Below are 24,229 nucleotides of genomic sequence, written 5' to 3'. Positions count from 1 at the left end.
GGCAATATCTACTCCATAAACGGGTTCTTATGCCTCAGTTGTAAGTGTCTACCATGTCCCCGAACAAGTGTTCACTATGTCCCCGGACCGTACACGGGGAGAGGGAGGGAAAATGCCTACTTAAACAACGCATTCAATCTGTCTAACACCAGCATCGCGCTGTAATAATCCAGGCGGAACGTCTCCGTTCCCAGCGCCCAGACGCGCTTGTTTTTCACCGACGGTAAATGCGCCAGCAGCGGGTTAGCGTAAATCGCATTCACGTCTTTCTCGTCGCCGGCAAACACGAACAGCCCTTCGCCGTTCAGCCCCGTCGCCAGGTTTTCTCCACCCAGCTGAATAATGTCGTGACGCTTGCCCTGGCTTTTTGAGGTGTGCAGCCCATCGGGTAACGCCGCCAGCGTAAAGCCCAGCTGGTGTAACAGCTTGCCCTGCGCCGATTCTGTCGTCCACAGGTTCGCCGTGTGCGCAGCGGCGGTGTAGACGATGGCGTTCACCGGTTGCGGCGGCAGTTTCATCTGCTGTTTCACCTGCGCGAGCTGTTTATCGAACGCGGCGATGCGTTCAGCGGCCTGTTTCTCGTGCCCGGTCATCGTGCCCAGCTGGGTCAGCAGTTCCTGCCAGCTTTTGTCGTCGTAATTGATGATAAGCGTCGGGGCGATGGCGGAGAGCTGATCGTACAGCGCCAGCGCGGAATCCCCGCCGGTGGCGCTGATTAGAATCAGGTCCGGCATCTGGGCGGCCACCGCTTCGGCGCTCGGCTCGCCGATGTACAGCCGTGCAACCTTACGCTGTTTTGCAATATCCCCCCACTGGCGCAGGAAACCCTGCGCGTCCGCCACGCGGTTGTTCGGCGTGGTTGCGCCGCTGGCAATGACCGGCGCGTCAATCGCCAGCAGGGAGCCGGTTAAGGTCACGCTGGTGGAGACAATGCGCGTCGGTTTGCTCTCAAGCGTGTGCATGCCGCTGCTGTCGGTGACCTGGCGCGGCCAGTCGGCGGCGGTGGCTGAGGTTAGTCCTAAAACAAAAAGTCCTGTCAGAAGAAGGGCATTGCGGCAAGCGGCAGCGATTTTCACAGAGCGGCATCCTGTTTTTATTGAAGATAATGCTTCTCATTTTCATGGTTGCCGGGAAGGGATGCAAGCGTTTGTCGCAGAAGTTAATGGCCCGACGGTTGACAGCGGCGCGCTGTGGGATTAGGTTAGCCGACGAAAATATAAATGATAATCATTATTGCTTCTTTTATCATTTTGAGGAGGATGATATGGACACGTCCCTGGCTGAGGAAGTTCAGCACACCGCGACCACGCTGCAATCAGACAGCTTTTTCTTTATGTCGCCTTACCGCAGTTTTACCACCTCAGGCTGTTTTGCCCGATTCTCTGAACCTGCCGTCGGCGGCGACGATCCGGCGGGGCAGTTCCAGCAGAAATTAGCCCAGGCTTTCCGGGATGCGAAAGCCAGCGGCATCGCCCATCCCGTCATGGTAGGGGCCATCCCGTTCGATACCCGCAAGCCGTCTTCGCTGTTTATTCCGCAACGCTGGGAGACGTTTTCCCGTCCCGCGCGTCAGCAGTCCGCACGCTATTTCTCCGGCGCGCAGGCGCTGAAGGTGGAACAGCGCACCGAGATCCCCGCTCAGCCCGTTTTTGAAGAGATGGTCGCGCGCGCCGCTTCGCTCACCGCCACGCCGCAGGTGAATAAGGTAGTGCTGTCGCGCCTGATTGATATCGCCACCGACAAAAAAATGGACAGCGGCGCGCTGATGGAGCGTCTGATCGCTCAGAACCCGGCGAGCTTCAACTTCCACGTGCCGCTGGAAGACGGCGGCGTGCTGCTCGGCGCCAGCCCGGAGCTGCTGCTGCGCAAAGAGGGCAGGCACTTTAGCTCGCTGCCGCTTGCAGGCTCCGCGCGCCGCCAGCCGGACGACGTGCTGGATCGCGAGGCGGGCAATAAGCTGCTGGCCTCCGAAAAGGACCGCCACGAACACGACCTGGTGACCCAGGCGATGAAGGCCATTCTGGAACCGCGCAGCCATCACCTGAGCATGCCGTCTTCCCCGCAGCTCATCACCACGCCGACGCTGTGGCATCTGGCGACGCCGGTTGAAGGTGACGCGCGCGAGAACGAAAACGCCCTGACGCTGGCCTGCCTGCTGCATCCGACCCCGGCCCTGAGCGGCTTCCCGCATCAGGCGGCTAAAGAACTGATTGCCGAGCTGGAGCCGTTCGACCGTGAGCTGTTCGGCGGCATCGTCGGCTGGTGCGACAGCGAAGGCAACGGCGAGTGGGTGGTGACCATCCGCTGCGCGCGTCTTCACGAAAATACCGTTCGCCTTTTTGCCGGCGCGGGCATTGTGCCTGCCTCCTCCCCGGTGGGCGAGTGGCGCGAGACGGGCGTGAAGCTCTCCACCATGCTTAACGTGTTTGGCCTGCACTAAGGAACGTTTATGACTATTCCCTTTACCCGCTGGCCGGAGGAATTTGCCCGCCGCTACCGTGAAAAAGGCTACTGGCAGGATCTGCCGCTGACCCACATCCTGACGGACCATGCGCAAAGCGATGCGGTCGCGATTATTGACGGCGATCGCCACATCACCTACCGCGCGTTTAATGAGGCGGTGACGAATCTGGCGTCTGCCCTCCAGGCGCAGGGGCTGCACCGCGGCGAGACCGCGCTGGTGCAGCTCGGCAACGTGGCCGAGTTTTACATCACCTTTTTCGCGCTGCTGCAGATCGGCGTCGCGCCGGTTAACGCGCTCTTTAGCCATCAGCGCAGCGAGCTGAACGCCTACGCCGCCCAGATCAAACCCGCCGTGCTGATCGCCGATCGCCAACATGCCCTGTTCGCGGGGGATGATTTTCTCAATACCTTTGTGGATGAACACCGCTCGGTTCGCGCCGTGCTGCTGCGCGGCGATAAGGGTGAACATGCGCTGGAAGCGGCGATTGCGCGCCCGGCGGACAACTTCATCCCGAACCCGACGCCCGCAGACGAGGTGGCGTTCTTCCAGCTCTCCGGCGGCAGCACCGGCACGCCGAAGCTGATCCCGCGTACGCACAACGACTACGACTACAGCATCCGCCGCAGCAATGAAATCTGCGGCATCACTGCGCACACCCGCTATCTGAACGCGCTTCCCGCGGCGCATAACTACGCCATGAGCTCGCCGGGATCGTTAGGCGTATTCACGGCGGGCGGCTGCGTGGTGCTGGCGAACGATCCGAGCGCCACGCTCTGCTTCCCGCTGATTGAGCAGCATCAGATCAACGTGACGTCGCTGGTCCCTCCGGCGGTGAGCCTCTGGCTGCAGGCGATTGCCGACGGCGCGGGGAACGCGCAGCTGAAATCCCTCAAGCTGCTCCAGGTGGGCGGCGCACGTCTCTCTGCCACGCTCGCGGCGCGTATTCCGGCGGAAATCGGCTGCCAGCTGCAGCAGGTATTCGGCATGGCGGAAGGGCTGGTGAACTACACCGCCCTCGACGATGCGCCGGAACGCATCATCAATACCCAGGGCCGCCCAATGTGTCCGGACGACGAGGTGTGGGTGGCGGACGAGGACGGCAACCCGCTCCCGCGCGGGGAAGTCGGACGTTTGATGACGCGCGGCCCGTACACCTTCCGCGGCTATTTCAACAGCCCGGAGCACAACGCCAGCGCCTTTGATGCCAACGGTTTCTACTGCTCCGGCGATCTGATCGCCATCGATGAGCAGGGCTACATCACCGTGCAGGGGCGCGAGAAAGATCAGATCAACCGCGGTGGCGAAAAGATTGCCGCCGAAGAGATCGAAAACCTGCTGCTGCGCCACGAGGCGGTGATCCACGCCGCGCTGGTGAGCATGGAGGACACCCTGCTGGGCGAAAAAAGCTGTGCGTATCTGGTGGTGAAACAGCCCCTGCGCGCGGTTGAGGTGCGTCGCTTCCTGCGCGAGCAGGGCGTTGCCGAATTTAAGCTGCCGGACCGCGTGGAGAGCGTGGATGCGCTTCCGCTCACGCCGGTCGGCAAAGTTGATAAGAAACAGTTGCGCCTGTGGCTTGCTGAACGCGCCCGGGGCTGAGGAACAGAGAATGGCCATTCCAAAATTAACCGCTTACGCGCTGCCAACCGCCGCAGAGCTGCCGACCAACAAGGTGAACTGGGCGTTTGAGCCGGAGCGCGCCGCGCTGCTGATCCACGATATGCAGGAGTATTTCCTGAACTTCTGGGGCGAAAATAGCGACATGATGCAGCAGGTAGTGGCGAACATCGCTAAACTTCGCGCGTACTGCAAAGAACACAATATCCCGGTGTACTACACCGCGCAGCCGAAAGAGCAGAGCGATGAAGACCGTGCCCTGCTGAACGACATGTGGGGGCCGGGCCTGACCCGCTCGCCGGAGCAGCAGCGTATCGTGGCTGAACTGACGCCGGACGAAGCGGACACCGTGCTGGTGAAGTGGCGCTACAGCGCGTTTCACCGCTCGCCGCTGGAGCAGATGCTGAAAGAGACCGGCCGCAACCAGCTGCTGATTACCGGCGTGTATGCCCACATCGGCTGCATGACCACCGCCACCGACGCCTTTATGCGCGACATCAAGCCGTTCTTTATCGCCGATGCGCTGGCGGACTTCACCCGCGACGAGCACCTGATGTCGCTGAAATACGTGGCAGGACGTTCTGGCCGCGTGGTGATGACCGACGAGCTGCTGCCGTCCGTTCCGGCAACGAAAGCCGCGCTGCGCGCGCTGATCCTGCCGCTGCTGGACGAGTCCGACGAGCCGATGGATGACGAAAACCTGATCGACTACGGTCTGGACTCGGTGCGCATGATGGCGCTGGCCGCCCGCTGGCGGAAGGTGCACGACGACATCGACTTCGTGATGCTGGCGAAAAATCCGACCCTTGACGCCTGGTGGGCGCTGCTCTCCCGTGAGGTGAAGTGATGGCGGGGTTTGATTTTACCGGTAAAACGGTTTGGGTAACGGGCGCGGGTAAAGGTATTGGCTATGCGACCGCGCTGGCCTTTGTGGAGGCGGGCGCGCGGGTGACCGGGTTCGATCTGGCCTTCCCGCAGGACGATTATCCGTTTGCCACCGAAACGCTGGACCTGGCGGACGCGGCGCAGGTGGGCGACGTCTGCGGGCGTTTACTCGGCACCCTTGAGCGCCTCGACGTGCTTGTTAACGCGGCGGGCATTCTGCGCATGGGCGCGACGGACGAGCTTTCGCAGGAAGACTGGCAGCAGACCTTTGCGGTTAACGTCGGCGGCGCGTTTAACCTGTTTCAGCAGACGATGGGCCAGTTCCGCCGTCAGCAGGGCGGGGCGATAGTGACCGTGGCCTCCGACGCGGCGCACACCCCGCGCATCGGCATGAGCGCGTACGGCGCGTCGAAGGCAGCGCTGAAAAGCCTGGCGCTGACCGTCGGGCTGGAGCTGGCGGGCAGCGGCGTGCGCTGTAACCTGGTATCGCCGGGCTCAACGGATACCGACATGCAGCGCACCCTGTGGAAAAGCGACGACGCGGAACAGCAGCGTATTCGCGGCTTTGGCGAGCAGTTCAAGCTCGGCATTCCGCTCGGCAAAATCGCCCGTCCGCGGGAAATTGCCGCCACCGTGCTGTTCCTTGCGTCCGATGCCGCCAGCCATATTACCCTGCAGGATATCGTGGTGGACGGCGGCTCCACGCTGGGGGCGTAATGATCTGGAAACGTCATTTATCGCTTGAAGAACTGAACGCCACCAGCGTGAATACCCTGGTGGCGCACCTGGGCATTGTCTATACCCGCCTCGGAGACGACACGCTGGAAGCGGAGATGCCGGTGGATGCCCGTACCCATCAGCCGTTTGGCCTGCTGCACGGCGGGGCGTCGGCGGCGCTGGCGGAAACGCTGGGCTCAATGGCCGGTTTTCTGATGACCCGCGACGGGCAGAACGTGGTCGGCACAGAGCTGAACGCCACGCACCATCGTGCGGTCTCTCACGGTAAGGTGCGCGGCGTGTGTCAGCCGCTGCATCTGGGGCGTTCGAGCCAGAGCTGGGAGATCGTGGTATTCGACGAGCAGGGGCGGCGGTGCTGTACCTGTCGGTTGAGCACGATGGTGCTGGGGTAGGCCATTCAGCTGAAAGTGATCGGCTTAACACTGTGGTGTAAATCTCTGGTTTGACCACGCATTATTGCGTTTCAAAGTTGTTAAATTTTATCCGTTGTTCTAGAAACAAAATGTAACATCTCACTGTTTCACAACAACGGACAACAACTATGAACAACTCAGGGAAATACCTTACGTGGGCGGTGCTCTCCGTTGTGGGAGCCTTTGCCCTGGGCTATATCGCCCTTAACCGGGGGGAGCAGATCAATGCGCTCTGGATCGTCGTCGCCTCCGTCTGCATTTATCTCATTGCGTACCGTTTTTATGGCCGCTATATCGCAAAGACGGTACTGGGCGTAGACGGCACGCGCATGACGCCAGCCGTGCGCCACAACGACGGGCTGGACTACGTGCCGACCGACAAAAAAGTGCTGTTCGGTCACCATTTCGCGGCGATTGCCGGTGCAGGCCCGCTGGTGGGGCCGGTGCTGGCGGCGCAGATGGGCTACCTGCCGGGGATGATCTGGATCCTCGCGGGGGTGGTGCTGGCAGGCGCGGTGCAGGACTTTATGGTGCTGTTCGTCTCCACCCGTCGCGACGGCCGTTCTCTGGGTGAGCTGGTGAAAGAGGAGATGGGGGCAACCGCCGGGGTGATTGCGCTGGTGGCGACCTTTATGATCATGGTGATCATCCTCGCGGTGCTGGCGATGATCGTGGTGAAAGCGCTGACCCACAGCCCGTGGGGAACCTACACGGTCGCCTTTACCATTCCGCTGGCGCTGTTTATGGGGATTTACATTCGCTACCTGCGCCCGGGGCGCATCGGTGAAGTGTCGGTGATTGGCCTGGTGTTTCTGGTGTTCGCCATTATCTCCGGCGGCTGGGTGGCGGAAAGCCCGACCTGGGCACCATTCTTCGACTTTACCGGCGTGCAGCTGACCTGGATGCTGGTGGGCTACGGCTTTGTGGCGGCGGTGCTGCCGGTGTGGCTGCTGCTGGCCCCGCGCGATTATCTCTCAACCTTCCTGAAAATCGGCACCATCGTCGGGCTGGCCATCGGCATTCTGATTATGCGCCCGACCCTGACCATGCCTGCGCTGACCAAATTCATCGACGGTACCGGCCCGGTCTGGACTGGTAACCTGTTCCCGTTCCTGTTTATTACCATCGCCTGCGGTGCGGTGTCGGGCTTCCACGCGCTGATCGCCTCCGGGACGACGCCGAAAATGCTCGCGAATGAAAATCAGGCCTGCCTGATTGGCTACGGCGGCATGCTGATGGAGTCCTTCGTGGCGATTATGGCGCTGGTTTCCGCCTGCATTATCGACCCGGGCGTCTACTTCGCGATGAATAGCCCGATGGCGGTACTGGCCCCGGCCGGTACCGTTGACGTGGTAGCGTCCGCCGCGCAGGTGGTGAGCGGCTGGGGCTTTGCGATTACGCCTGAAACGTTGACGAGCATCGCCAGCGAAGTGGGCGAGCAGTCCATTATCTCCCGCGCGGGCGGGGCACCGACGCTGGCGGTTGGCATGGCGTATATTCTTCACGGCGCGCTGGGCGGGCTGATGGACGTGTCGTTCTGGTATCACTTCGCCATTCTGTTTGAAGCGCTGTTTATCCTGACGGCGGTGGATGCGGGGACCCGTGCGGCGCGCTTTATGCTCCAGGACCTGCTGGGCGTCATCTCCCCGAAACTGAAGCGGACCGACTCGCTCCCGGCTAACCTGCTGGCGACGGCGCTGTGCGTGCTGGCGTGGGGCTATTTCCTGCATCAGGGCGTGGTCGATCCGCTGGGTGGGATTAACACCCTGTGGCCGCTGTTCGGTATCGCCAACCAGATGCTGGCGGGCATGGCGCTGATGCTCTGCGCGGTGGTGCTGTTCAAGATGAAGCGCCAGCGTTACGCCTGGGTGGCATTAGTCCCAACCGCATGGCTGCTGATCTGTACCCTGACGGCGGGCTGGCAGAAGGCCTTCAGCCCGGACAACAAGGTGGGCTTCCTGGCGATTGCCAACAAGTTCCAGGCGATGATCGACAGCGGCAAGATCCCGGCGCAGTACACCGAATCGCAGCTGTCGCAGCTGGTGTTCAACAACCGTCTGGATGCCGGGCTGACCATCTTCTTTATGGTGGTGGTTGTGGTGCTGGCGTTGTATTCTCTGAAAACCGCGCTGGCGGCGCTGAAGGTCGACACGCCGACGGCGAAAGAGACGCCGTACGAGCCGATGCCTGAAAACCTGGACGAGATTGTGACCCAGGCGAAAGGGGCGCATTAACCTGTGTGCCGGGTGGCGCTAGCGCTTACCCGGCCTACATTTCCAGTGAGACCAGAATGATGTTCGACACCCTCTCCAAAGCAGGTAAGTACCTGGGCCAGGCCGCCAAAATGATGATTGGCGTGCCGGATTACGATAACTACGTCGAGCATATGCGCGTCAACCACCCGGACCAGACGCCGATGACCTACGAAGAGTTTTTCCGCGACCGCCAGGACGCCCGTTACGGCGGCAAGGGCGGGGCGAAGTGCTGTTAACCCTCTTTCGGTAAATAGAGGCTGATTTGCTCCTGCTTGCAGCCATAAATTGCCGCCAGCTTTTCGCGGGTGCGCTTTTGCGGACGGGAGTCCAGCGCTTCCAGCTGTGATACGGCGGACTGGCTGATGCCGAGTTTTTCCGCCACTTCCTGCTGCGACATGCCGCGCAGAATGCGCCATGCGGCCTGCAGGCTGACGTTCTCGTTATGCATGACGTCGCACACTTCACCCGGTAAACCTACGTTATCGTAGATATCTGATTCGTAAGGGATGTCTTCCCAGTCGCTTTCATCATCGTCATCATACTCAAGCATGGCTAAACGCATGCGAAAATATTCATCGTAGGGAATGACAACATACTGTTTTTTTCCTTCTTCATCCTTGATGAACTGAATAGTCATATTCCGTATGCTCCTCATGAAGGTAGGTGGTGGTTGTCCGGCGTTTTACCGCCACTACGTAACAGGTATCACCCGGCGGGTCTCCGAAGGTGTAAATGACCCTGTAATCACCTAATCGCAACCTGTAGTGGTTTTCGGGAGAAGATAATTTCTTGATATCCGCGACAGGTGATGTTTTATCATCCATCTTCTCCAGCCTGAATTTAATGCGGTTCTGATATCGCGTATCGATTTTAGAAAATTGCTTCTCTGCTGTTTTTGACCACACGATCTTCATCCGTACCTCCACTGTACGCCCACACAAAATATAAGGAAATAATAAGACTATTAGATAAATTCCGAATTTCTTATGGGGTACTGTAGAGCGGAAAAAAAGCGCAGGTAAGAGGCAAAACGCAAACCGTCGAGGCGGCTCGACAAGGCCTCTGCCGGGCGACAGAGGCTTGCAGGAAAATTGCGATCAGGCGTTCAAACCGCCGTCCACGTCCAGACCGGTGCCTGAGATCTGCCCGGCTGCCGGGCTGGCGAGGAAGGTGACCGCCGCCGCGACGTCTTCCGGCTGGCCGTAATGGCCCAGGGCAATAAGCTGACGCTGTGAGTCAGCCTGTTCACCGTCCTCCGGGTTCATATCGCTGTTGGTCGGGCCGGGGTGCACCAGGTTAACGGTAATGCCGCGCGGGCCAAGATCGCGGGCCAGACCGCGGGTGAGGGAGTTCAGTGCAGATTTGGTCATTGAGTAGACGGCAATCCCCGGTTGTGCCACGCGGTTCGCCAGACAACTGCCGATGTTGATAATGCGCCCGCCGTCAGACATATGCACCAGCGCTTCCTGAATAGCGATCACCACGCCGCGGATGTTGACGTTGATGAGGGCGTCGATGTCCGCCAGCGTCATGGACTCCAGCGGGCCGCCGCGCGCGATACCGGCGTTATTGACCAGGATGTCCAGTCCGCCGAGAGAGCGTGCCGCATGGGTGACGGCATCCTGAATCGCTTGCGCGCTGGCGCTGTCCGCCTGAATGGCCTCGCCGTGCCGCCCCAGCGCCTTAATTTCATCGGCGACCGCCTGGGCTTTATCGGCGGATTTTTCATAGGTGATGACCACATCGGCACCGGCGCGCGCCAGCGACAGGGCAATCGCACGACCCAGCCCGCGGCTGGCGCCGGTAACCAGCGCCTTTTTACCTGTTAAATCGATCTGCATGATGACCTCGTTACGAGAGTGGTGAGAACCATCATTAGGTATAGCCCGTCGGCGCAATTAACGGCGGAAGGATTCTACTTTCTCAAACGCGGCGCGCAGAGCCTCAGGCGTTAACGTCACCGGCAGATAGTGAATCGACTCCACCGGGCGCAGCGTGTGGGCGATGACCTTGTCGAGATCGTCGCGGTTATTGATGTCGACGTCCAGCTCGCGAAGCGTGGTCGGCAGGTTAAAGCGCCGGTATGCCGCCACCAGCTGCGCCAGCACGTCGTCCTGGCCGAGCAGGGCGCTCTGCACCAGAATGCCGTAGGCCACCTTGGTGCCGTGCAGGTATTTTTCCGTCTGCGGCAGCACGGTTAAGCCGTTGTGCACCGCGTGCGCCGCCGCCACGCGGGTGTAGCGTTCACCCAGGCCACCGACCATACCGCCGCCGGCAATAATGGCGTCCACCACGTCCCGAAATGCCTGCGTTAGCTCGCCGCGCTGCTGGTCGGCAAGCGCTTGCTCACTGTGTTCCAGCAGCACGTCGCGGATCGCCAGCGCGCCGTTAAGGCCAAGGCGCACGGTCAGCGGCAGGATTTCCGGCTGTGGGGCGAGAACCGCCGCTTCGTACCACTTCGCCAGAGTATCGCCGATGCCCGCCAGCAAATATTCCGCCGGGGCGTTCAGAACGATCCGCGGCTCCACCAGCACCAGAAAGTTAGCGTCGTTAAAAATCTCAAACTGCAGCGCCTGACCGGCATCGTTGTACCAGACGGAGAGCGGCGTCCACGCTGCGCAGGTGGCGGCGATGGTGGGAATGCCCACGAACGGAACGCCTAAGCGGCGCGCCACGGCCTTGACGGTGTCCATCACCGCGCCGCCGCCAACGCCAATCACCACGCTGGCGTCGCTGCCGGATTCGTTCACCAGATGGGTGACGTCGCGCTCGCTGCAGTGGCCTTTAAACAGCAGGTGCTTCGCCCCCGGCGCGTTAAAACTCTCCGGCAGGAACGGGCGCGCGCCCTCTATTGCGCGCTCGCCGTAAATCCACACCGCGCGGGAAAGCTGTTCCGGAGTAAAGAAGTCATTCAGATGCGTAAGGCTTCCGGAATGGGAGAAGTAGTTCGCCGGGCCGGGCACGACGCGGATGTCGGTGTTGCTCATGGTGTTGTCCTTTTTTCGCAAGCGCTAACCCGATGTTATGTCTGGACATCCGGATGGCTAATAATATTTCGCTTTATCTTATGCCTTTTCCGTCGTTGTCAGTCAACCGGAGCTGTGAAAAATTCGCTAAATCAGAAGAGTAATGAAGGAATTACGCGGATGGTTTCCAGTCGCCTTGAAATGCGCGGTATCAGCCTGGCCTTTTCCGGCTTTCAGGCGCTGACGCGCGTGGATTTCACGCTGAACGGCGGGTCGGTGCATGCGCTGACTGGCGCCAACGGTGCGGGGAAATCAACGCTGATGGCGGTGCTGTGCGGGACGCACGACCACTATGAAGGCGAAATCAGCATTAACAACCAGCCGGTAAGCATCCGCGAGCCGCTGGACGCCAAACGGCTGGGCATCCACCTCGTGCAGCAGGAGGTGGACGTGGCGCTAATCCCGGGGTTAAGCATTGCTGAAAACATCATGCTCGACCAGCTGGCGCAGCCGGAGCACCGCTACCGCTGGCGCACCGTTCGTCAGCAGGCGAGACAGGCGCTGGCGCAGCTCGACGTTACGCTGGACGTTCGCCGCTCCATCGACAGCTGCACGCTTGCCGAAAAGCAGCAGATTTTGCTGGCACGCGCTTTGTCCCACCACTGCCGTTTCTTGATTCTTGACGAGCCCACCGCGCCGCTGGACGCGCACGAGAGCGAGCGTCTGTTTGCGGTGGTAAGACGTCTGCAACAGCAGGGCATCGGCGTGGTGTTTATCTCCCACCGCATTCACGAGCTAAAAGCTATCTGCGACACCCTGACGGTGCTGCGCGACGGCAAGCTGATTGAGTCCGGCCCGATGGCCGATCTCAGCGGTGAAGAGATTGTTGAGAAGATGCTCGGCCACGTGCTGAGCGATATCTACCCGCCCGCGCGGCCGCCGCACGGCGACGAAACGCTGCTGCGAGTGGAAGGGCTGCACGACGACGCGCTGCTGAAAGATATTTCGCTGCACCTGCGAAAGGGCGAAATTCTCGGCATTGCCGGGCTGGCGGGGGCGGGGAAAACCGAACTCTGCAAGGCGCTGTTTGGCGCCAGCAAAAGCCGCGTGGCGCGCGGTGAGCTGAATCATCAATCCTGGCAGCCGCGCGATCCGGCAGACTCGGTGCTGCGCGGCCTGGCGCTGGTGCCGGAGGAGCGGCGCAAAGAGGGCATTTTTATCGACGAGCCGGTGAGCATGAACCTTGCCGTGTGCGCCGATAACAGCTTCTCGCGCTGGAGCCTGTTCGGCCATCGTCAGGCGTGGCGCTGGGCGGAGGAGGTGATCGCCCGCGTCGGCGTTCGCGCCCGCGGTCCCGGACAGGTTTTGCGACGTCTCTCCGGCGGTAACCAGCAGAAGGTAGCCATCGGCAAGTGGCTGCGTAATGACGCCAGCGTGCTGATCTTCGACGAGCCGACCAAAGGCGTGGACGTGAAGGCCAAAACCGATCTGTTCCAGCTGATTGACGGCCTGGCTCGCGAGGGCAAAGGGGTGATTTACGCCTCCGGCGAGTTTGCCGAGCTGGTGGGACTGTGCGACCGCATCTGCGTCCTGTGGGACGGGCGCATCGTGGCAGAAATCGCCGGGGCCGAGGCCCGTGAAGAGACACTACTTTATTATTCAACCGGAGGAACGGCGTCGTGAGCAAGGCCCTTTCAGTAAACGCGACGGCGTCTGGCCGTCAGCAACTTTTTGATTTTCTCTATAAATGGGGCATGCTGCTCACCGTCGTCGCGCTGGTGGCCGTCTTTGGCCTGGCGTCGGACAGTTTCCTCGACCCGAACAACATCATCAATATTCTGCGCTCGATTGCCATCGTGACGGTGATTGCCGTTGGCGTGTCGATTTCATTGACCATCGGCGGGTTCGATCTCTCCGTGGGCTCCACCGCCTCGCTGGCGAACGCGCTGGTCATTTCGCTTTTCGTCTGGCACGGCTTTGGCACCACCGAGTCGATTGTAATCACTCTCGCGCTCTGCACGCTGGTCGGCCTGTTTAACGCTTTTCTGATCGTCATCCTGCGCATTCCGGACATGCTCGCGACGCTTGCCAGCCTGTTTGTCATTCAGGGCGTGGCGATGACCTACAGCTACGGCGGGTCGATTACCGAGAACATGGTGCTGCCGAGCGGCGACATGGCGGAAGGGACCATTCCGGCGGCGTTCAGCCTGCTGGGGCAGGTGCCGACCATTGTCATCATCATGCTGGCGGTGACCCTTCTGGCGCAGCTGGGGCTGTCGCTGACTACTCACGGACGCCGGATGTATGCCATTGGCGGCAACCCTGAAGCGGCGCGCCTCTCGGGCATTCGCACCACGCGCTACAAGGTGGCGGCCTATGTGATTGCCTCGCTGCTGGCGGGGCTGGGCGGCATTCTGCTGGCCTCCCGCATCGGATCGTCGCAGGTCAATGCGGGCGGCGGCTATCTCATGGATGCGGTGGCAGCGGCGTGGATTGGCTTCTCGCTGGCCGGGTCTGGCAAGCCGAACGCGCTGGGCACGCTGGTGGGGGCGGTGATCCTCGGCGTGCTGTCAAACGGGCTGGTGATGCTCTCCGTGCCGTATTACGCCATGGACATAATAAAAGGGCTGGTGCTCGCGGTAGCGCTGGCGATTACCTACATACAAAAACGCTGACAACACAACGGGATAAAAAAATGAAAAAGATTGCGCTCTCTTTGGTGGCACTGGGGTTACTCACTTCTCTGCCGGGATTCGCGGCCACGCCCGCGCCGGTTCCGGCCGCCATTGCGAACCACGACGGACCGATCCGCATCGCGGTGATCCGTAACCTCGGCTCGGACGACAACACCACGCAGTTTGTTGCCGGGGCCATTCAGGAAGGGAAAAAGCTCGGCTTTAAGGTCAGCACCTTTTTGAGCAACGGGGATGATGCTAAATTCCAGGACTTCGTTAACCAGGCCATCAGCCAGAAATATGACGGGATCATCCTGTCGCAGGGCCGCGATCCGTACTCCACCGCGCTGGTGAAGAAGGCGGTGGATGCTGGGATCAAGGTCGCCGTATTTGATACCGCCGTAAACGGCGAGATCCCGGGCGTGACCGTCACTCAGCAGGACGACGCCTCCCTGACGAATCTCTCCTTCGGCCAACTGGCGAAAGATTTCAACGGCAAGGCGAATATCGTCAAGCTGTGGGTAGCGGGCTTCCCGCCGATGGAGCGCCGTCAGGCAGCCTATAAAGAATTGCAAAAGCAGTACCCGGAGATTAAAGAGCTGGAGTCCATCGGCGCGGTCTCTTCTGACGTGCAGGGCGACACCGCCAACAAGGTGGGCGCGATCCTGGCGAAATACCCGAAAGGCAAAATCGACGCCATCTGGGGCACCTGGGACGCCTTCAGCCAGGGGGCGTATAAAGCGCTGAAGGAGAACGGCCGTACCGAGATTAAACTCTACAGCATCGACATCTCCAACCAGGATCTGCAGCTGATGCGCGAGCCGGGTAGCCCGTGGAAGGTGAGCGTGGCGGTGGATCCGAAGCTGATTGGTGCGACTAACGTGCGCCTGATCGCCAACAAGATTGCCGGGAAAGCCACGCCTGCCACCTACGACTTCAAAGCCGCCGCGATCCCGCAGGCGCTGCTGACCGCGCAGCCGGGGGCGGTGAACGTAGCGTCGCTGGGCAAAATCATTCCGGGCTGGGGCCAGACGGAAGATTTTATCGCGCCGTGGTTTGCGACGCTGGAAGCGAAAAATAAATGAGCATCCTCCCCACGCCAGAATACAGCCGCAATATGCGGCTGATCGGCCATAGCGACCAGGGCGGTCGCCCGGACGGCGTGCAGCTGATGGTGCACCGCGGTTTCGCCTATATCGGCCATATGGTGTCGCAGGGCTTTTCGATTGTCGACGTGCGCGACCCGAAAAACCCGAAACCCGCGGGCTATTTTCCTGCGCCGCCGGGCACCTGGAACGTGCACCTCCAGGCGCATGACGACCTGCTGCTGGTGATCAACGCCCGGGATCTGTTTGCCGATGCCCGCTTCGCCGACGAGAAGGTCTACTACACCCGTCAGGTAGGAGAGACCGTTAGCGACGTGCAGGACAAAGGCTGGAGCGCCGGGCTTCGCGTTTTTGATATCTCCACGCCGGACGCGCCGCGCGAAATTGGCTTTCTCTCGCTGAGCGGCATCGGCATTCACCGCATCTGGTACGTCGGTGGCCGCTGGGCGTACGTGTCAGCGCTGATCGACGGTTTTACCGACTACATCTTTCTGACGATCGACCTGGCGGACCCGCGCAAGCCCGAGGTGGCGGGGCGCTGGTGGCTGCCGGGCATGAACCAGGCCGAAGGCGAACAGCCGAACTGGCCGGAAGGGAAACGCTACGCGCTCCACCACGCGATTATTGCCGGCGATACGGCGTACGGCAGCTGGCGCGACGGCGGCTTAACGCTGCTGGACGTGAAGGATCGTACCCAGCCTAAGCTTATTAGCCACCGTAACTGGAGCCCGCCGTTTGGCGGCGGGACGCACACCGCGCTGCCGCTGCCGGACCGGGATCTGCTGGTGGTGCTGGACGAAGCGGTGCTGGATAACCAGGAAGACGGCGAGAAGCTGATCTGGCTGTTTGATATTCGCGAGCCGTCGAATCCGGTCAGCATCTCGACCTTCCCGCAGCCGAATGAAACCGACTACGTGGCAAAAGGGGCGCATTTTGGGCCGCACAACCTGCACGAGAACCGGCCGGGGAGCTTTGTCAGCTCAACGCTGATTTTTGCTACCTATCAGAATGCGGGCGTGCGCGCGTATGACATCTCCAATCCGTATCGCCCGGTGGAAACCGGTGCGCTGGTGCCCGCGGCACCGGAGAGGATGATGGACACGCGGCCGAATCGCCCGCAGGTGATCCAGTCCTGTGACGTGTTTGTGGATGCGCAGGGAATTATCTACAGCACGGACTATAACGCCGGGCTGTCGGTGATTGAGTATCTGGGGTGAGTGCGGTTTGATGCCCTCACCCACAGGGAGAGGGAGAAAATCAACTGTACTGCCGCACCCGCGCCACCAGATCTTCCGCGTTGTCGATACGGTCGGCAATGACAATCAGCGCCTTGCCGAGCGCGATCGCGTGGCGCAGACACTCGTGGCGCATGGCCTCGTCCTGGATGCTATCGATATCCGCGACGTGGGAAAGCCCGACGCTGCGGCGAATGAGTTCGGTGCCGCAGAACCCGATGGCATCATGCCAGACTTTTTTCAGGAACGCGGAGGCATAGCCCGGTGCGCTGAGCGCGGCGTCGCGGGCTTTCTCGTTTGCCAGCGCCTGGAAGCGTTCCGCGAAGGTGTTCCACAGCTCCTGAATATCGGTCAGGCGCTGCTCGCGCGCGGCGGCGGCATCGCGAATGCCCAGATGGCCCGGCAGGCCGCAGAAGTTGAGCAGCAGGTTGCCGATGGCGGTGCCGACGTCAAAGCCAATCGGCCCGAAATAGCCGAACTCGGCGTCAATGGCCTTCAGGCTGCCGTCGGCCACAAATATCGAGCCGCTGTGAATATCCCCGTGCAGCAGCGCTTCGGCATGCGAGAAGAAGCGGTGCTTCAGGGAGGCCACGGCAATTTTTAGCGGGGCGTCGTCGCGCAGGGCGGCGACGTCATTTTCCAGCTCGGCAGGGTAGTTATTGCGCTCATGAACCTGGTACGGATCGTTGAAGAACAGATCTTCGGTGATCTCACACATCTCCGGGTTGATGAATTTCGCCACCTGCGCTTTTTTCGCGTGCGGGTGCAGGTAGAAATCGCTGGTGTGAAACAGCGCGTGCGCGAGGTATTCGCCCAGCTGGCGCGCCGCCTGCGGGTAGTAAATGTTGTTGATCAGCTCGCCGCGCCAGATGCGATGGCTGGAGAGATCTTCCATTACCATCACCGCCAGTTCCGGGTCATAGTGGTGGATTTTTACGGTGTGCTGCGGGCTGTGCTGGTAATGCTCGATCAGGGTTTGCGCCTCGAGGCGAGCGCGATCCAGCGTCAGCGGCCAGGACTCGCCGACGCAGCGCACGTAGGGCAGTGCCTGTTTGACGATGATGCGGCTGACGCCCGCGCTGTCGAAAATTTTAAAAACCAGATTGAGGTTGCCGTCGCCCACTTCCTGCGCCTCTACCAGCGATGACGGATCGTCAAGCCCACCAAACTGCCTGGCATACTCCACGGCGTCCTGAGCGGTAAAGGTACGGTATTGCGACATGGCCTGTTCCTCACGAGTTAACTAATTAAGACATGTAGACGTCTATACATCTGGATTTCATCCTGACACAATGTGCTACAACAACGCAACAGGGAATTAACGACATGCAGACATTACAGACGACCAGCCTGCGGGTGGCGGATAATCAGCTCTTTATTCTCGACCAGCAGGCGCTTCCGCAGGAGAAACGCTGGCTGGATGCCTCAACGGTGGAGGCGCTGGTGGGGCATATCCACGCTCTGCGCGTGCGTGGCGCGCCGTTGATTGGTCTCTCTGCAAGCCTGCTGCTGGCGCTGCTGGCGGAAAACGGCAAAAGCCGCGATGAGCTGGCGGTGGCGCTGGAAACGCTTCGCGCATCCCGCCCGACGGCGGTAAACCTGATGAACAACCTCGACCGCATGAAGCTTGCGCTGGGGGAAGAGGATTTCGTTCCGGCGCTGGTGGCGGAGGCGCTGCGCCTGATTGACGAAGACAAACGGCTTTGCGACGCGATTGCAAAAGCGGGCAGCGCGCTGGTGAAGCCCGGCAGCCGTCTGCTGACCCACTGCAACACCGGCGGGCTGGCAACCGCGGGCGTCGGTACGGCGCTGGGCGTGATTGCCCGCGCGCATCAGGAGGGTAACGTCAGCAGCGTCTGGGTGGATGAAACCCGTCCGCTGTTGCAGGGCGGCAGGCTGACCGCATGGGAGCTGGGCGAGCTGGGGGTGCCGTATCAGCTGATTACCGACTCCATGGCCGCCAGCCTGATGGCGAAAGGGCAGGTGGACGCCGTGTGGGTGGGGGCCGATCGCATTGCCGCTAACGGTGACGTGGCGAACAAGATCGGCACTTATTCGCTGGCAGTGCTGGCGAAATTTCACGGTATTCCGTTTTACGTCGCCGCCCCACAAACGACCCTCGACCCGGCCTGCCCGAACGGGGATGCGATCCCCATCGAGCAGCGCGCCGCCAGCGAAGTGACGGGCGTTGCCGGAAGCTTTGGCGCGGTGCAGTGGGCGCCGGAAAACGCGGTGGTGTATAACCCGGCGTTTGACGTCACGCCTGCCTCGCTGATTAGCGGCTGGGTGCTGGATACGGGTGTGGTCACGCCGGATGAGGTGGCGGAAGGGAAATTTGCCTGAGTCCGGCTATCCTTTAAGGGGGTTCCCTGAGAGGACAACATTGTGACGCTCGATCCTGAAACAGACTTAAAACTGGAGCGCGTGGTGGACGCACCGCGCGACCTGCTCTGGCTCTGCTGGACCACGCCCGAGCACATCAAAAACTTCTTCATTCCTGCTCCGCACAAGGTGACCGAATGCGACCTCGACCTGCGCGTGGGCGGGCGGTTCAACACCGTGTTTGAGGTGGACGGGCAGCGGATGGATAACCGGGGTGTCTTCCTGGAAATCGACCCGGGGAAAAAGCTGGTGTTTACCGACGGCTATACCGAAGGCTGGAAACCGGCCGAGAAGCCGTTTATGACGGCAATTTTGTTGCTGGAAGAAGTCGGGGAGGGGAAAACCCGCTATACGGCGATTGCGCGCCATCCGACGAAGGAAATCCGCGAGCAGCATGAACAGATGGGCTTCCACGAAGGGTGGGGGATAGTGCTGGATCAGCTGGTGGAGTATGTGAAAGGGCTTAACGCTTAGTGCGCGCTGGTGCCCTCACCCCGACCCTCTCCCACAGGGAGAGGGAGAAAAGATCAGGCCAGGCGTGGATAGGCATCCGCGATTGCATCGCCCGTAAACTGCGCCACCCAGCCTTCCGGATTGTCGAAAATACGAATGGCCGTAAAGTTCGGCTCTGAACCCATATCAAACCAGTGCGGCGTGCCCGCCGGCACGGAAATCAGGTCGTTTTTCTCGCACAGCACCTGATAAACCTCATCGCCAATGTGCAGGCAGAACAGCCCCGCACCTTCCACGAAAAAACGCACTTCGTCTTCGCCGTGGGTGTGCTCGTTCAGGAACTTCGCGCGCAGCGCCTCTTTCTGCGGATTGTCGGCGCGCAGGCTGATGACATCCCAGCTCTGATAGCCTTTCTCTGCCACCAGCTTGTCGATCGCGTGTTGATACGCTTCGATCACGGCTTCGGGCGCAGGATCCTGCCCTAAATCACGGTCTGCCGCCCAGCGCTCAAAGCGCACGCCCTTAGCGTACAGCTGTTGAGCGATTTCGGCGGCGTCGGTGCTGTGCCACAGAAGCTTACTTGCGTCTTTATCGGAATAAATGGTCAATGCGCTCATGAAGGGATCTGCTCCGGATTAATCTCGTCAAACTGGTGGATTTGATGGTGATGGCTCGCGCCGTCATCTTCACCGCGAATCAGTTGCAGGGTGCGAAAACCCGCCTGTTCAGCCGCGTCCAGCTCCTGATGAATATCCGACAGGAACAGGATCTGCGACGGGGCGATGCCCGTGTGTGCCGCTATGTTCTTGTAAGACTGCACCTCGCGCTTGGCGCCGATGTGGGTATCAAAATAGCCGCTGAACAGATGAGTAATATCACCTTCGTCGCTGTAGCCAAATAACAGTTTCTGCGCAGCAACGGAGCCTGAGGAATAAACATAGAGATCAATCCCTTGCGCCTTCCATTTTTCCAGCGCGGGCAGAACGTCAGGGTACAGATGGCCGGTAAAGTCACCGTTGATGTAGCCCTCCTGCCAGATGATGCCTTGCAGGGCTTTGAGCGCCGTCGATTTGCGGTCTTCATCCATAAAGCTAAACAGCACGTTGATGAGATCGCCGACGCCGGCATGCGGATCGCTGATTTCATCGCGCAGGTTGTCCAGAATCGATTTGACCGGCTCGGCGTACTGCTGGGCGGTCACGAAGGCCGCCAGCCGCTCACGCGCGTAGGGGAACAAAACGTCATGGACAAAACGAATATCGCTGGTGGTTCCTTCAATATCCGTCACAATCGCGCGAATCATACTCTCTCCAGTTGTCGTAAACGCATTTCGCATTCAAATAAGAATTCTAAACCTTCCAGATGACGGCGGGCTTCGGCCACGTCGCGTCCCCAGCAGGTTAAGCCATGGCCGCGCAGAAGAAAACCATAATTAAGCGGACGCTCCTGGGCGTAATGAGCGATGCGCGAGGCGAGGGCGTCGATGTCCTGGTCGTTATCAAACACCGGGATGGCGACGGTATCCAGATGGGTAGTCTGCCCGGTAAGCGATTTCTGCATCTCGAAACCGCTGATATTCAGTTCGGCTTCTTTGACCAGACGCGACAGCACCGTGGCGTTAACGGTATGAACGTGCAGGACGGCGTTAGCCTCCGGGAACAGGCGATAGATAAGGGTGTGTAGCCCGGTCTCCGCCGACGGTTTTCGACCGGACGGCGCCCGGTTGGTGGCGATCTCAACCTGTAGAAAATCGTCGGTGGTCAGGCTGCCTTTGTCCTTGCCGGATTCGCTGAGCCAGCAGAGGTGCTCGTCCTGACGCACCGACATATTACCGCCGGTGGCGGGTGCCCAGCCTTTGGCGCCTATCCAGCGGCAGGCGTCGACCAGGTGTGTGAGCAGCAGGTTGTCTGTCATTTCCTTTTACCCCTCGGCCAGGAATATTGATATGGTTTAGACGTCTAAGCGTCTTGATTGCCAAAGACTAACATCGTGTTATAGTGGCAGCAACATAAGTATTACAAGCAGGCACGACAACATGAGCAATAACGTATTGATCCCGCAGAGTAAACTTCCTAATCTCGGTACCACCATCTTTACGCAGATGAGCGCCCTGGCGCAGCAGCACAATGCCATTAACCTCTCGCAGGGGTTCCCCGATTTCGATGGTCCGAAATATTTGCAGGAACGTCTGGCGCACCACGTGGCGCAGGGTGCGAATCAGTATGCGCCGATGACCGGCGTGCAGGCGCTGCGGGAAGCCATTGCAGACAAAACGGCGGCGCTGTATGGCTATCACCCCGATGCGAACAGCGATATCACGGTGACGGCAGGGGCGACCGAAGCGCTGTATGCTGCCATCACCGCGCTGGTGCGCGCGGGGGATGAAGTCATCTGCTTTGACCCAAGCTACGACAGCTATGCGCCTGCGGTTGAACTCTCCGGTGGCGTGGTGAAGCGCGTGGCGCTCCAGCCGCCGCATTTCCGCCCGGACTGGCAGGCGTTCGCCGCGCTGCTGAGTGATAAAACGCGCCTGGTGATCCTGAATACCCCGCACAACCCGTCGGCGACGGTGTGGCAAAAGGCCGATTTTGCCGCGCTGTGGCAGGCTATCGCCGAGCGGGAAATTTACGTCCTGAGCGATGAAGTCTACGAACACATCTGCTTTGCGGAGGAAGGGCACGCCAGCGTGCTGGCCCATCCGCAGCTTCGCGAGCGCGCGGTAGCGGTGTCGTCATTTGGCAAGACCTACCATATGACCGGCTGGAAGGTAGGGTACTGCGTGGCCCCGGCGGCCATCAGCGCGGAGCTGCGCAAGGTGCACCAGTACCTGACCTTTGCGGTCAACACGCCTGCCCAGTTGGCGCTGGCGGATATGCTGCGCAGCGAACCGCAGCACTATCGCGAGCTGCCGGATTTTTACCGCGCGCGTCGGGATATGTTTGTAAATGCGCTGAGCAAAAGCCGTCTGGAAATTCTGCCGTGTGAAGGGACATACTTCCTGCTGGCGGACTACAGCGCGATTTCCGATCTGGACGACGTCAGCTTTTGCCGGTGGCTGACGGAGGAGGTGGGCGTGGCGGCTATTCCGCTGTCGGTGTTCTGCGCCGATCCCTTCCCGCATAAGCTGATTCGCCTGTGCTTTGCGAAACAGGAATCGACGCTGCTGGCGGCGGCGGAGCGTCTGGCGACGCTCTGACTATTTCACCGTCCAGGCTTCGGAATAGCGACGGTCTGCAAACAGCTCCAGCAGGCCGTTGATCTGCTTCAGGCGCAGCACCTCGTCGCTGTCCATCCCCAGTTCCTTACCAATTTTCTCATCGTTCCAGCCAAGCTGGGCCAGCTCCCGGACGATGTCGGACATGGCGTTGATCTGGTGGCGTCCCCGCGCACGGTTGTGGCGGATGGTGGCGGCCATCCGGTCAAGCTTTTGCTGGCGATCTTTGCGCAGGCAGGTGACGGGCAAATAGCCCCGAAGCTGGCGCTTCAGCGCGGCCCTGCTTTTACCGATTTCGTGACGATGGAAGCCGTCGACAATTTCGTAATGCGCCGGCTCGCTTTCCGTCACTACGATGGGCTGCGTAAACCCGTCGAGCTCGAGCGATTGACTCAGCAGACGCTTTTCCGGCGGCGCCACGTTATTCGGGTTGTAGTCGTTGGCAACGATAGCGTCCTGCTTTATCCACAGCACGCAGTCGACGGGCTGGTCGCTGAAGGGGCTGAGATGATGCATGGCCTGGCGAAAAGCATTGATGGCATCTATACGTTGCTCGTCGGTGAGCGTCTGCAAATAGGTTTCCAGTTCGGTAATCAGTCGTTGCTGCATAAGATCCCCCACTCATTGCGTTTTGATTTCATCCGTTCGCTATAGCGCTGATAGTGCTTTGGTTTGTTCGGGCTAAAGGAGAGGGCCCGACACCAGTAATCGTTGTTGAGCAGAACCTTGCATATTCGCCGCCAGGACGGGATATCCTTTGAGCCGATATCACCCTCCTGCGTATCGGGAAGATCGGACATCCCGCGCTTCTGATACCAGTGCAGGTACACCGCGACTTTATTGCGATAATGTTCAGCCGTCTGTTGCGGCATGCTGTCGAGGAGCAGCATGGCATACTCTTGCCAGCTGAGGTGGTCGGGCTTGAGGATCTTTCTGTGACCGTAGAAGTGGTTGTCGTGCCCCGCGTAAATTCCGCCGCTGCGCACGCCGCTGACGCGTGCGCACATGGCGGCCCAGCGTTCAGGTTCAACGACATGATAGAGCCATAAACCCTGTCGCTGCTCCGGGCCAAAGGGTTCACAGATGCGCATGTAGCGCGGCGGCACGCCGGCCTGGTACATGAGATTGTAGAGGGGGTTATAGGCGCAGCCCGTTTTGGCAAACCAGGTCCAGATGTCGGCGGTTTTCCAGTCGTAGAGAGGATAGATATACCAGGCATGACCGCCGGGCGCGACGGTCGTCCAGGGTTTGTCGTCGGAAAAGCGCTGCTTGCGCGCGCAGGCGATTGCCAGGAAGCGGTTATAGGATTCGTCGGCGCGGATGCCCACCATCACTGCGGCGGGGCGCCTTCGCGCATACCATTCGGCAAAGTCCCTGACGAAGGCCTCGAAGGTCATCCCCTGCTGATAAAAATCAAAATAACACGTACTGGTGATGGCATCAGGCGGAGGCTGTCTGACCCAGCTTATGCCGGGTTCCCAGCACTGCCATTCCGGCTGGTACTGAGAGAGGGCATTTTGCGTGGTGATCGGCAGCGCCACCCACCAGAACTGATTGATGACGTCACGATATTGGGTCCTCATGTTCTCAATATGCTCAATGGTGCAGGAGAACTGTGCTTCCCAGTCCAGAAAGAGGACATCTATTTTTCTGTTCAGCTGCCGCGCCCGCTGCGCAGCAAGATGAAGCATCACCGTTGAATCTTTTCCGCCAGAAAAAGAGACGCACACGCGGGTAAAATTTTGCAGCGTCCAGTTTATGCGTTCTGAAGCAGCCTCCAGAACGTTTTCCTGAAGAGGGTATTTATAGATAGACATGATGAGTCGCAT

25 protein-coding genes are annotated in these 24,229 nt (G+C 60.2%); 14 read left to right on the top strand and 11 right to left on the bottom strand.

What is annotated here, in order from left to right; genetic code table 11:
* Window positions 1-116: 116 nt before the first annotated feature.
* Complete coding sequence (fepB, locus tag IM273_RS16365; RefSeq protein ID WP_193051854.1) at window positions 117-1,076, bottom strand: Fe2+-enterobactin ABC transporter substrate-binding protein; 960 nt, start codon at window positions 1,074-1,076, stop codon at window positions 117-119.
* A 188-nt stretch (window positions 1,077-1,264) separates the two neighbouring features.
* Between fepB and entC the strand changes: the two genes are divergently transcribed.
* The 7 genes from entC to IM273_RS16330 all read left to right on the top strand — a co-directional run bounded on the left by entC (window position 1,265) and on the right by IM273_RS16330 (window position 8,605).
* The gene (gene entC, locus IM273_RS16360; protein WP_048961277.1) at window positions 1,265-2,440 is read left to right on the top strand and encodes an isochorismate synthase EntC; all 1,176 of its coding nucleotides are present in this window, start codon (window positions 1,265-1,267) and stop codon (window positions 2,438-2,440) included.
* A gap of 9 nt (window positions 2,441-2,449) precedes the next feature.
* Window positions 2,450-4,060 carry a (2,3-dihydroxybenzoyl)adenylate synthase EntE gene (gene entE / locus IM273_RS16355; RefSeq protein ID WP_193051853.1) on the top strand — a complete coding sequence of 537 codons (1,611 nt, stop codon included), beginning with the start codon at window positions 2,450-2,452 and terminating at the stop codon, window positions 4,058-4,060.
* Window positions 4,061-4,070: 10 nt separating this feature from the next.
* A complete protein-coding gene (locus IM273_RS16350; protein WP_193051852.1) occupies window positions 4,071-4,925 on the top strand; it encodes an isochorismatase in 855 nt (284 codons plus the stop codon).
* Window positions 4,925-5,680 (top strand): 2,3-dihydro-2,3-dihydroxybenzoate dehydrogenase EntA, encoded by a 756-nt coding sequence (entA, locus tag IM273_RS16345; RefSeq protein ID WP_028012299.1) that lies wholly within the window; start codon window positions 4,925-4,927, stop codon window positions 5,678-5,680. The genes IM273_RS16350 and entA overlap by 1 nt, the downstream gene beginning before the upstream one ends.
* Window positions 5,680-6,093 (top strand): proofreading thioesterase EntH, encoded by a 414-nt coding sequence (gene entH, locus IM273_RS16340; RefSeq protein WP_069733602.1) that lies wholly within the window; start codon window positions 5,680-5,682, stop codon window positions 6,091-6,093. Before entA ends, entH begins: the two co-directional genes overlap by 1 nt.
* A gap of 149 nt (window positions 6,094-6,242) precedes the next feature.
* The gene (gene cstA / locus IM273_RS16335) at window positions 6,243-8,348 is read left to right on the top strand and encodes a pyruvate/proton symporter CstA (protein WP_045261038.1); all 2,106 of its coding nucleotides are present in this window, start codon (window positions 6,243-6,245) and stop codon (window positions 8,346-8,348) included.
* Between the two features lie 59 nt (window positions 8,349-8,407).
* The gene (locus IM273_RS16330) at window positions 8,408-8,605 is read left to right on the top strand and encodes a YbdD/YjiX family protein (protein WP_006809671.1); all 198 of its coding nucleotides are present in this window, start codon (window positions 8,408-8,410) and stop codon (window positions 8,603-8,605) included.
* On the opposite strand, the gene IM273_RS16325 is transcribed toward IM273_RS16330, so the two are convergent.
* The 4 genes from IM273_RS16325 to IM273_RS16310 form a co-directional block, all read right to left on the bottom strand.
* The gene (locus IM273_RS16325) at window positions 8,602-9,006 is read right to left on the bottom strand and encodes a helix-turn-helix transcriptional regulator (RefSeq protein WP_193051851.1); all 405 of its coding nucleotides are present in this window, start codon (window positions 9,004-9,006) and stop codon (window positions 8,602-8,604) included. The genes IM273_RS16330 and IM273_RS16325 overlap by 4 nt on opposite strands.
* On the bottom strand, window positions 8,981-9,283 hold the full coding sequence (locus tag IM273_RS16320; protein WP_017899060.1) for a type II toxin-antitoxin system RelE/ParE family toxin: 303 nt from the start codon (window positions 9,281-9,283) through the stop codon (window positions 8,981-8,983). The genes IM273_RS16325 and IM273_RS16320 overlap by 26 nt, the downstream gene beginning before the upstream one ends.
* 183 nt (window positions 9,284-9,466) lie before the next feature.
* Window positions 9,467-10,210, bottom strand: a complete 744-nt coding sequence (locus IM273_RS16315; RefSeq protein ID WP_028012303.1) for an SDR family NAD(P)-dependent oxidoreductase — start codon at window positions 10,208-10,210, stop codon at window positions 9,467-9,469.
* A 57-nt stretch (window positions 10,211-10,267) separates the two neighbouring features.
* On the bottom strand, window positions 10,268-11,356 hold the full coding sequence (locus IM273_RS16310; RefSeq protein WP_193051850.1) for an oxidoreductase: 1,089 nt from the start codon (window positions 11,354-11,356) through the stop codon (window positions 10,268-10,270).
* Window positions 11,357-11,515: 159 nt separating this feature from the next.
* On the opposite strand from IM273_RS16310, the gene IM273_RS16305 reads away from it, so the two are divergent.
* Genes IM273_RS16305 through IM273_RS16290 form a run of 4 tightly spaced genes read left to right on the top strand, consistent with a single transcriptional unit; the run spans window position 11,516 to window position 16,333 of the window.
* A complete protein-coding gene (locus IM273_RS16305) occupies window positions 11,516-13,018 on the top strand; it encodes a sugar ABC transporter ATP-binding protein (protein WP_193051849.1) in 1,503 nt (500 codons plus the stop codon).
* Window positions 13,015-14,010 (top strand): ABC transporter permease, encoded by a 996-nt coding sequence (locus tag IM273_RS16300; RefSeq protein ID WP_193051848.1) that lies wholly within the window; start codon window positions 13,015-13,017, stop codon window positions 14,008-14,010. The genes IM273_RS16305 and IM273_RS16300 overlap by 4 nt, the downstream gene beginning before the upstream one ends.
* A gap of 20 nt (window positions 14,011-14,030) precedes the next feature.
* Window positions 14,031-15,095 (top strand): sugar ABC transporter substrate-binding protein, encoded by a 1,065-nt coding sequence (locus tag IM273_RS16295; protein ID WP_193051847.1) that lies wholly within the window; start codon window positions 14,031-14,033, stop codon window positions 15,093-15,095.
* Window positions 15,092-16,333: an LVIVD repeat-containing protein gene (locus tag IM273_RS16290; protein WP_193051846.1), complete on the top strand. Its 1,242-nt coding sequence runs from the start codon at window positions 15,092-15,094 to the stop codon at window positions 16,331-16,333. Before IM273_RS16295 ends, IM273_RS16290 begins: the two co-directional genes overlap by 4 nt.
* A 40-nt stretch (window positions 16,334-16,373) precedes the next feature.
* On the opposite strand, the gene mtnK is transcribed toward IM273_RS16290, so the two are convergent.
* A complete protein-coding gene (gene mtnK, locus IM273_RS16285; protein WP_193051845.1) occupies window positions 16,374-17,573 on the bottom strand; it encodes an S-methyl-5-thioribose kinase in 1,200 nt (399 codons plus the stop codon).
* A gap of 104 nt (window positions 17,574-17,677) precedes the next feature.
* On the opposite strand from mtnK, the gene mtnA reads away from it, so the two are divergent.
* Both mtnA and IM273_RS16275 read left to right on the top strand, forming a co-directional pair.
* Window positions 17,678-18,694, top strand: coding sequence for an S-methyl-5-thioribose-1-phosphate isomerase (gene mtnA / locus IM273_RS16280; protein ID WP_193051844.1), 1,017 nt, complete (start codon window positions 17,678-17,680; stop codon window positions 18,692-18,694).
* Window positions 18,695-18,736: 42 nt separating this feature from the next.
* A complete protein-coding gene (locus tag IM273_RS16275; RefSeq protein WP_193051843.1) occupies window positions 18,737-19,207 on the top strand; it encodes an SRPBCC family protein in 471 nt (156 codons plus the stop codon).
* Between the two features lie 53 nt (window positions 19,208-19,260).
* Here IM273_RS16275 and IM273_RS16270 read toward each other — a convergent pair whose 3' ends face one another.
* From IM273_RS16270 to IM273_RS16260, 3 genes are read right to left on the bottom strand one after another with little or no spacing between them, the layout of a single operon-like run.
* Window positions 19,261-19,803 (bottom strand): acireductone dioxygenase, encoded by a 543-nt coding sequence (locus tag IM273_RS16270; protein ID WP_193051842.1) that lies wholly within the window; start codon window positions 19,801-19,803, stop codon window positions 19,261-19,263.
* On the bottom strand, window positions 19,800-20,489 hold the full coding sequence (mtnC, locus tag IM273_RS16265) for an acireductone synthase (protein ID WP_047367714.1): 690 nt from the start codon (window positions 20,487-20,489) through the stop codon (window positions 19,800-19,802). The genes IM273_RS16270 and mtnC overlap by 4 nt, the downstream gene beginning before the upstream one ends.
* The gene (locus tag IM273_RS16260) at window positions 20,486-21,100 is read right to left on the bottom strand and encodes a methylthioribulose 1-phosphate dehydratase (protein ID WP_048961266.1); all 615 of its coding nucleotides are present in this window, start codon (window positions 21,098-21,100) and stop codon (window positions 20,486-20,488) included. The genes mtnC and IM273_RS16260 overlap by 4 nt, the downstream gene beginning before the upstream one ends.
* A 121-nt stretch (window positions 21,101-21,221) precedes the next feature.
* On the opposite strand from IM273_RS16260, the gene IM273_RS16255 reads away from it, so the two are divergent.
* Window positions 21,222-22,382, top strand: a complete 1,161-nt coding sequence (locus tag IM273_RS16255) for a pyridoxal phosphate-dependent aminotransferase (RefSeq protein ID WP_193051841.1) — start codon at window positions 21,222-21,224, stop codon at window positions 22,380-22,382.
* On the opposite strand, the gene IM273_RS16250 is transcribed toward IM273_RS16255, so the two are convergent.
* Both IM273_RS16250 and IM273_RS16245 read right to left on the bottom strand, forming a co-directional pair.
* On the bottom strand, window positions 22,383-23,009 hold the full coding sequence (locus IM273_RS16250; RefSeq protein WP_028012316.1) for a ParB/RepB/Spo0J family partition protein: 627 nt from the start codon (window positions 23,007-23,009) through the stop codon (window positions 22,383-22,385). It lies immediately after the preceding gene.
* Window positions 22,994-24,217 carry a phosphoadenosine phosphosulfate reductase gene (locus IM273_RS16245; RefSeq protein ID WP_047367717.1) on the bottom strand — a complete coding sequence of 408 codons (1,224 nt, stop codon included), beginning with the start codon at window positions 24,215-24,217 and terminating at the stop codon, window positions 22,994-22,996. The genes IM273_RS16250 and IM273_RS16245 overlap by 16 nt, the downstream gene beginning before the upstream one ends.
* Window positions 24,218-24,229 lie beyond the last annotated feature (12 nt).

Source organism: Enterobacter cloacae complex sp. P13B (assembly GCF_014895915.1).
In the GTDB taxonomy this organism is placed as follows: Bacteria; Pseudomonadota; Gammaproteobacteria; order Enterobacterales; family Enterobacteriaceae; genus Enterobacter; species Enterobacter bugandensis.
This window is presented reverse-complemented; position numbering and strand designations above follow the sequence as displayed.

Bases quoted from the DNA above. Each gene is read 5' to 3' on its own strand.
- entC (WP_048961277.1), top strand. From the start codon at position 1,265: ATGGACACGTCCCTGGCTGAGGAAGTTCAGCACACCGCGACCACGCTG.
- entE (WP_193051853.1), top strand. From the start codon at position 2,450: ATGACTATTCCCTTTACCCGCTGGCCGGAGGAATTTGCCCGCCGCTAC.
- IM273_RS16350 (WP_193051852.1), top strand. From the start codon at position 4,071: ATGGCCATTCCAAAATTAACCGCTTACGCGCTGCCAACCGCCGCAGAG.
- entA (WP_028012299.1), top strand. From the start codon at position 4,925: ATGGCGGGGTTTGATTTTACCGGTAAAACGGTTTGGGTAACGGGCGCG.
- entH (WP_069733602.1), top strand. From the start codon at position 5,680: ATGATCTGGAAACGTCATTTATCGCTTGAAGAACTGAACGCCACCAGC.
- cstA (WP_045261038.1), top strand. From the start codon at position 6,243: ATGAACAACTCAGGGAAATACCTTACGTGGGCGGTGCTCTCCGTTGTG.
- IM273_RS16330 (WP_006809671.1), top strand. From the start codon at position 8,408: ATGTTCGACACCCTCTCCAAAGCAGGTAAGTACCTGGGCCAGGCCGCC.
- IM273_RS16325 (WP_193051851.1), bottom strand. From the start codon at position 9,006: ATGACTATTCAGTTCATCAAGGATGAAGAAGGAAAAAAACAGTATGTT.
- IM273_RS16320 (WP_017899060.1), bottom strand. From the start codon at position 9,283: ATGAAGATCGTGTGGTCAAAAACAGCAGAGAAGCAATTTTCTAAAATC.
- IM273_RS16315 (WP_028012303.1), bottom strand. From the start codon at position 10,210: ATGCAGATCGATTTAACAGGTAAAAAGGCGCTGGTTACCGGCGCCAGC.
- IM273_RS16310 (WP_193051850.1), bottom strand. From the start codon at position 11,356: ATGAGCAACACCGACATCCGCGTCGTGCCCGGCCCGGCGAACTACTTC.
- IM273_RS16305 (WP_193051849.1), top strand. From the start codon at position 11,516: ATGGTTTCCAGTCGCCTTGAAATGCGCGGTATCAGCCTGGCCTTTTCC.
- IM273_RS16295 (WP_193051847.1), top strand. From the start codon at position 14,031: ATGAAAAAGATTGCGCTCTCTTTGGTGGCACTGGGGTTACTCACTTCT.
- IM273_RS16290 (WP_193051846.1), top strand. From the start codon at position 15,092: ATGAGCATCCTCCCCACGCCAGAATACAGCCGCAATATGCGGCTGATC.
- mtnK (WP_193051845.1), bottom strand. From the start codon at position 17,573: ATGTCGCAATACCGTACCTTTACCGCTCAGGACGCCGTGGAGTATGCC.
- mtnA (WP_193051844.1), top strand. From the start codon at position 17,678: ATGCAGACATTACAGACGACCAGCCTGCGGGTGGCGGATAATCAGCTC.
- IM273_RS16270 (WP_193051842.1), bottom strand. From the start codon at position 19,803: ATGAGCGCATTGACCATTTATTCCGATAAAGACGCAAGTAAGCTTCTG.
- mtnC (WP_047367714.1), bottom strand. From the start codon at position 20,489: ATGATTCGCGCGATTGTGACGGATATTGAAGGAACCACCAGCGATATT.
- IM273_RS16260 (WP_048961266.1), bottom strand. From the start codon at position 21,100: ATGACAGACAACCTGCTGCTCACACACCTGGTCGACGCCTGCCGCTGG.
- IM273_RS16255 (WP_193051841.1), top strand. From the start codon at position 21,222: ATGAGCAATAACGTATTGATCCCGCAGAGTAAACTTCCTAATCTCGGT.
- IM273_RS16250 (WP_028012316.1), bottom strand. From the start codon at position 23,009: ATGCAGCAACGACTGATTACCGAACTGGAAACCTATTTGCAGACGCTC.
- IM273_RS16245 (WP_047367717.1), bottom strand. From the start codon at position 24,217: ATGTCTATCTATAAATACCCTCTTCAGGAAAACGTTCTGGAGGCTGCT.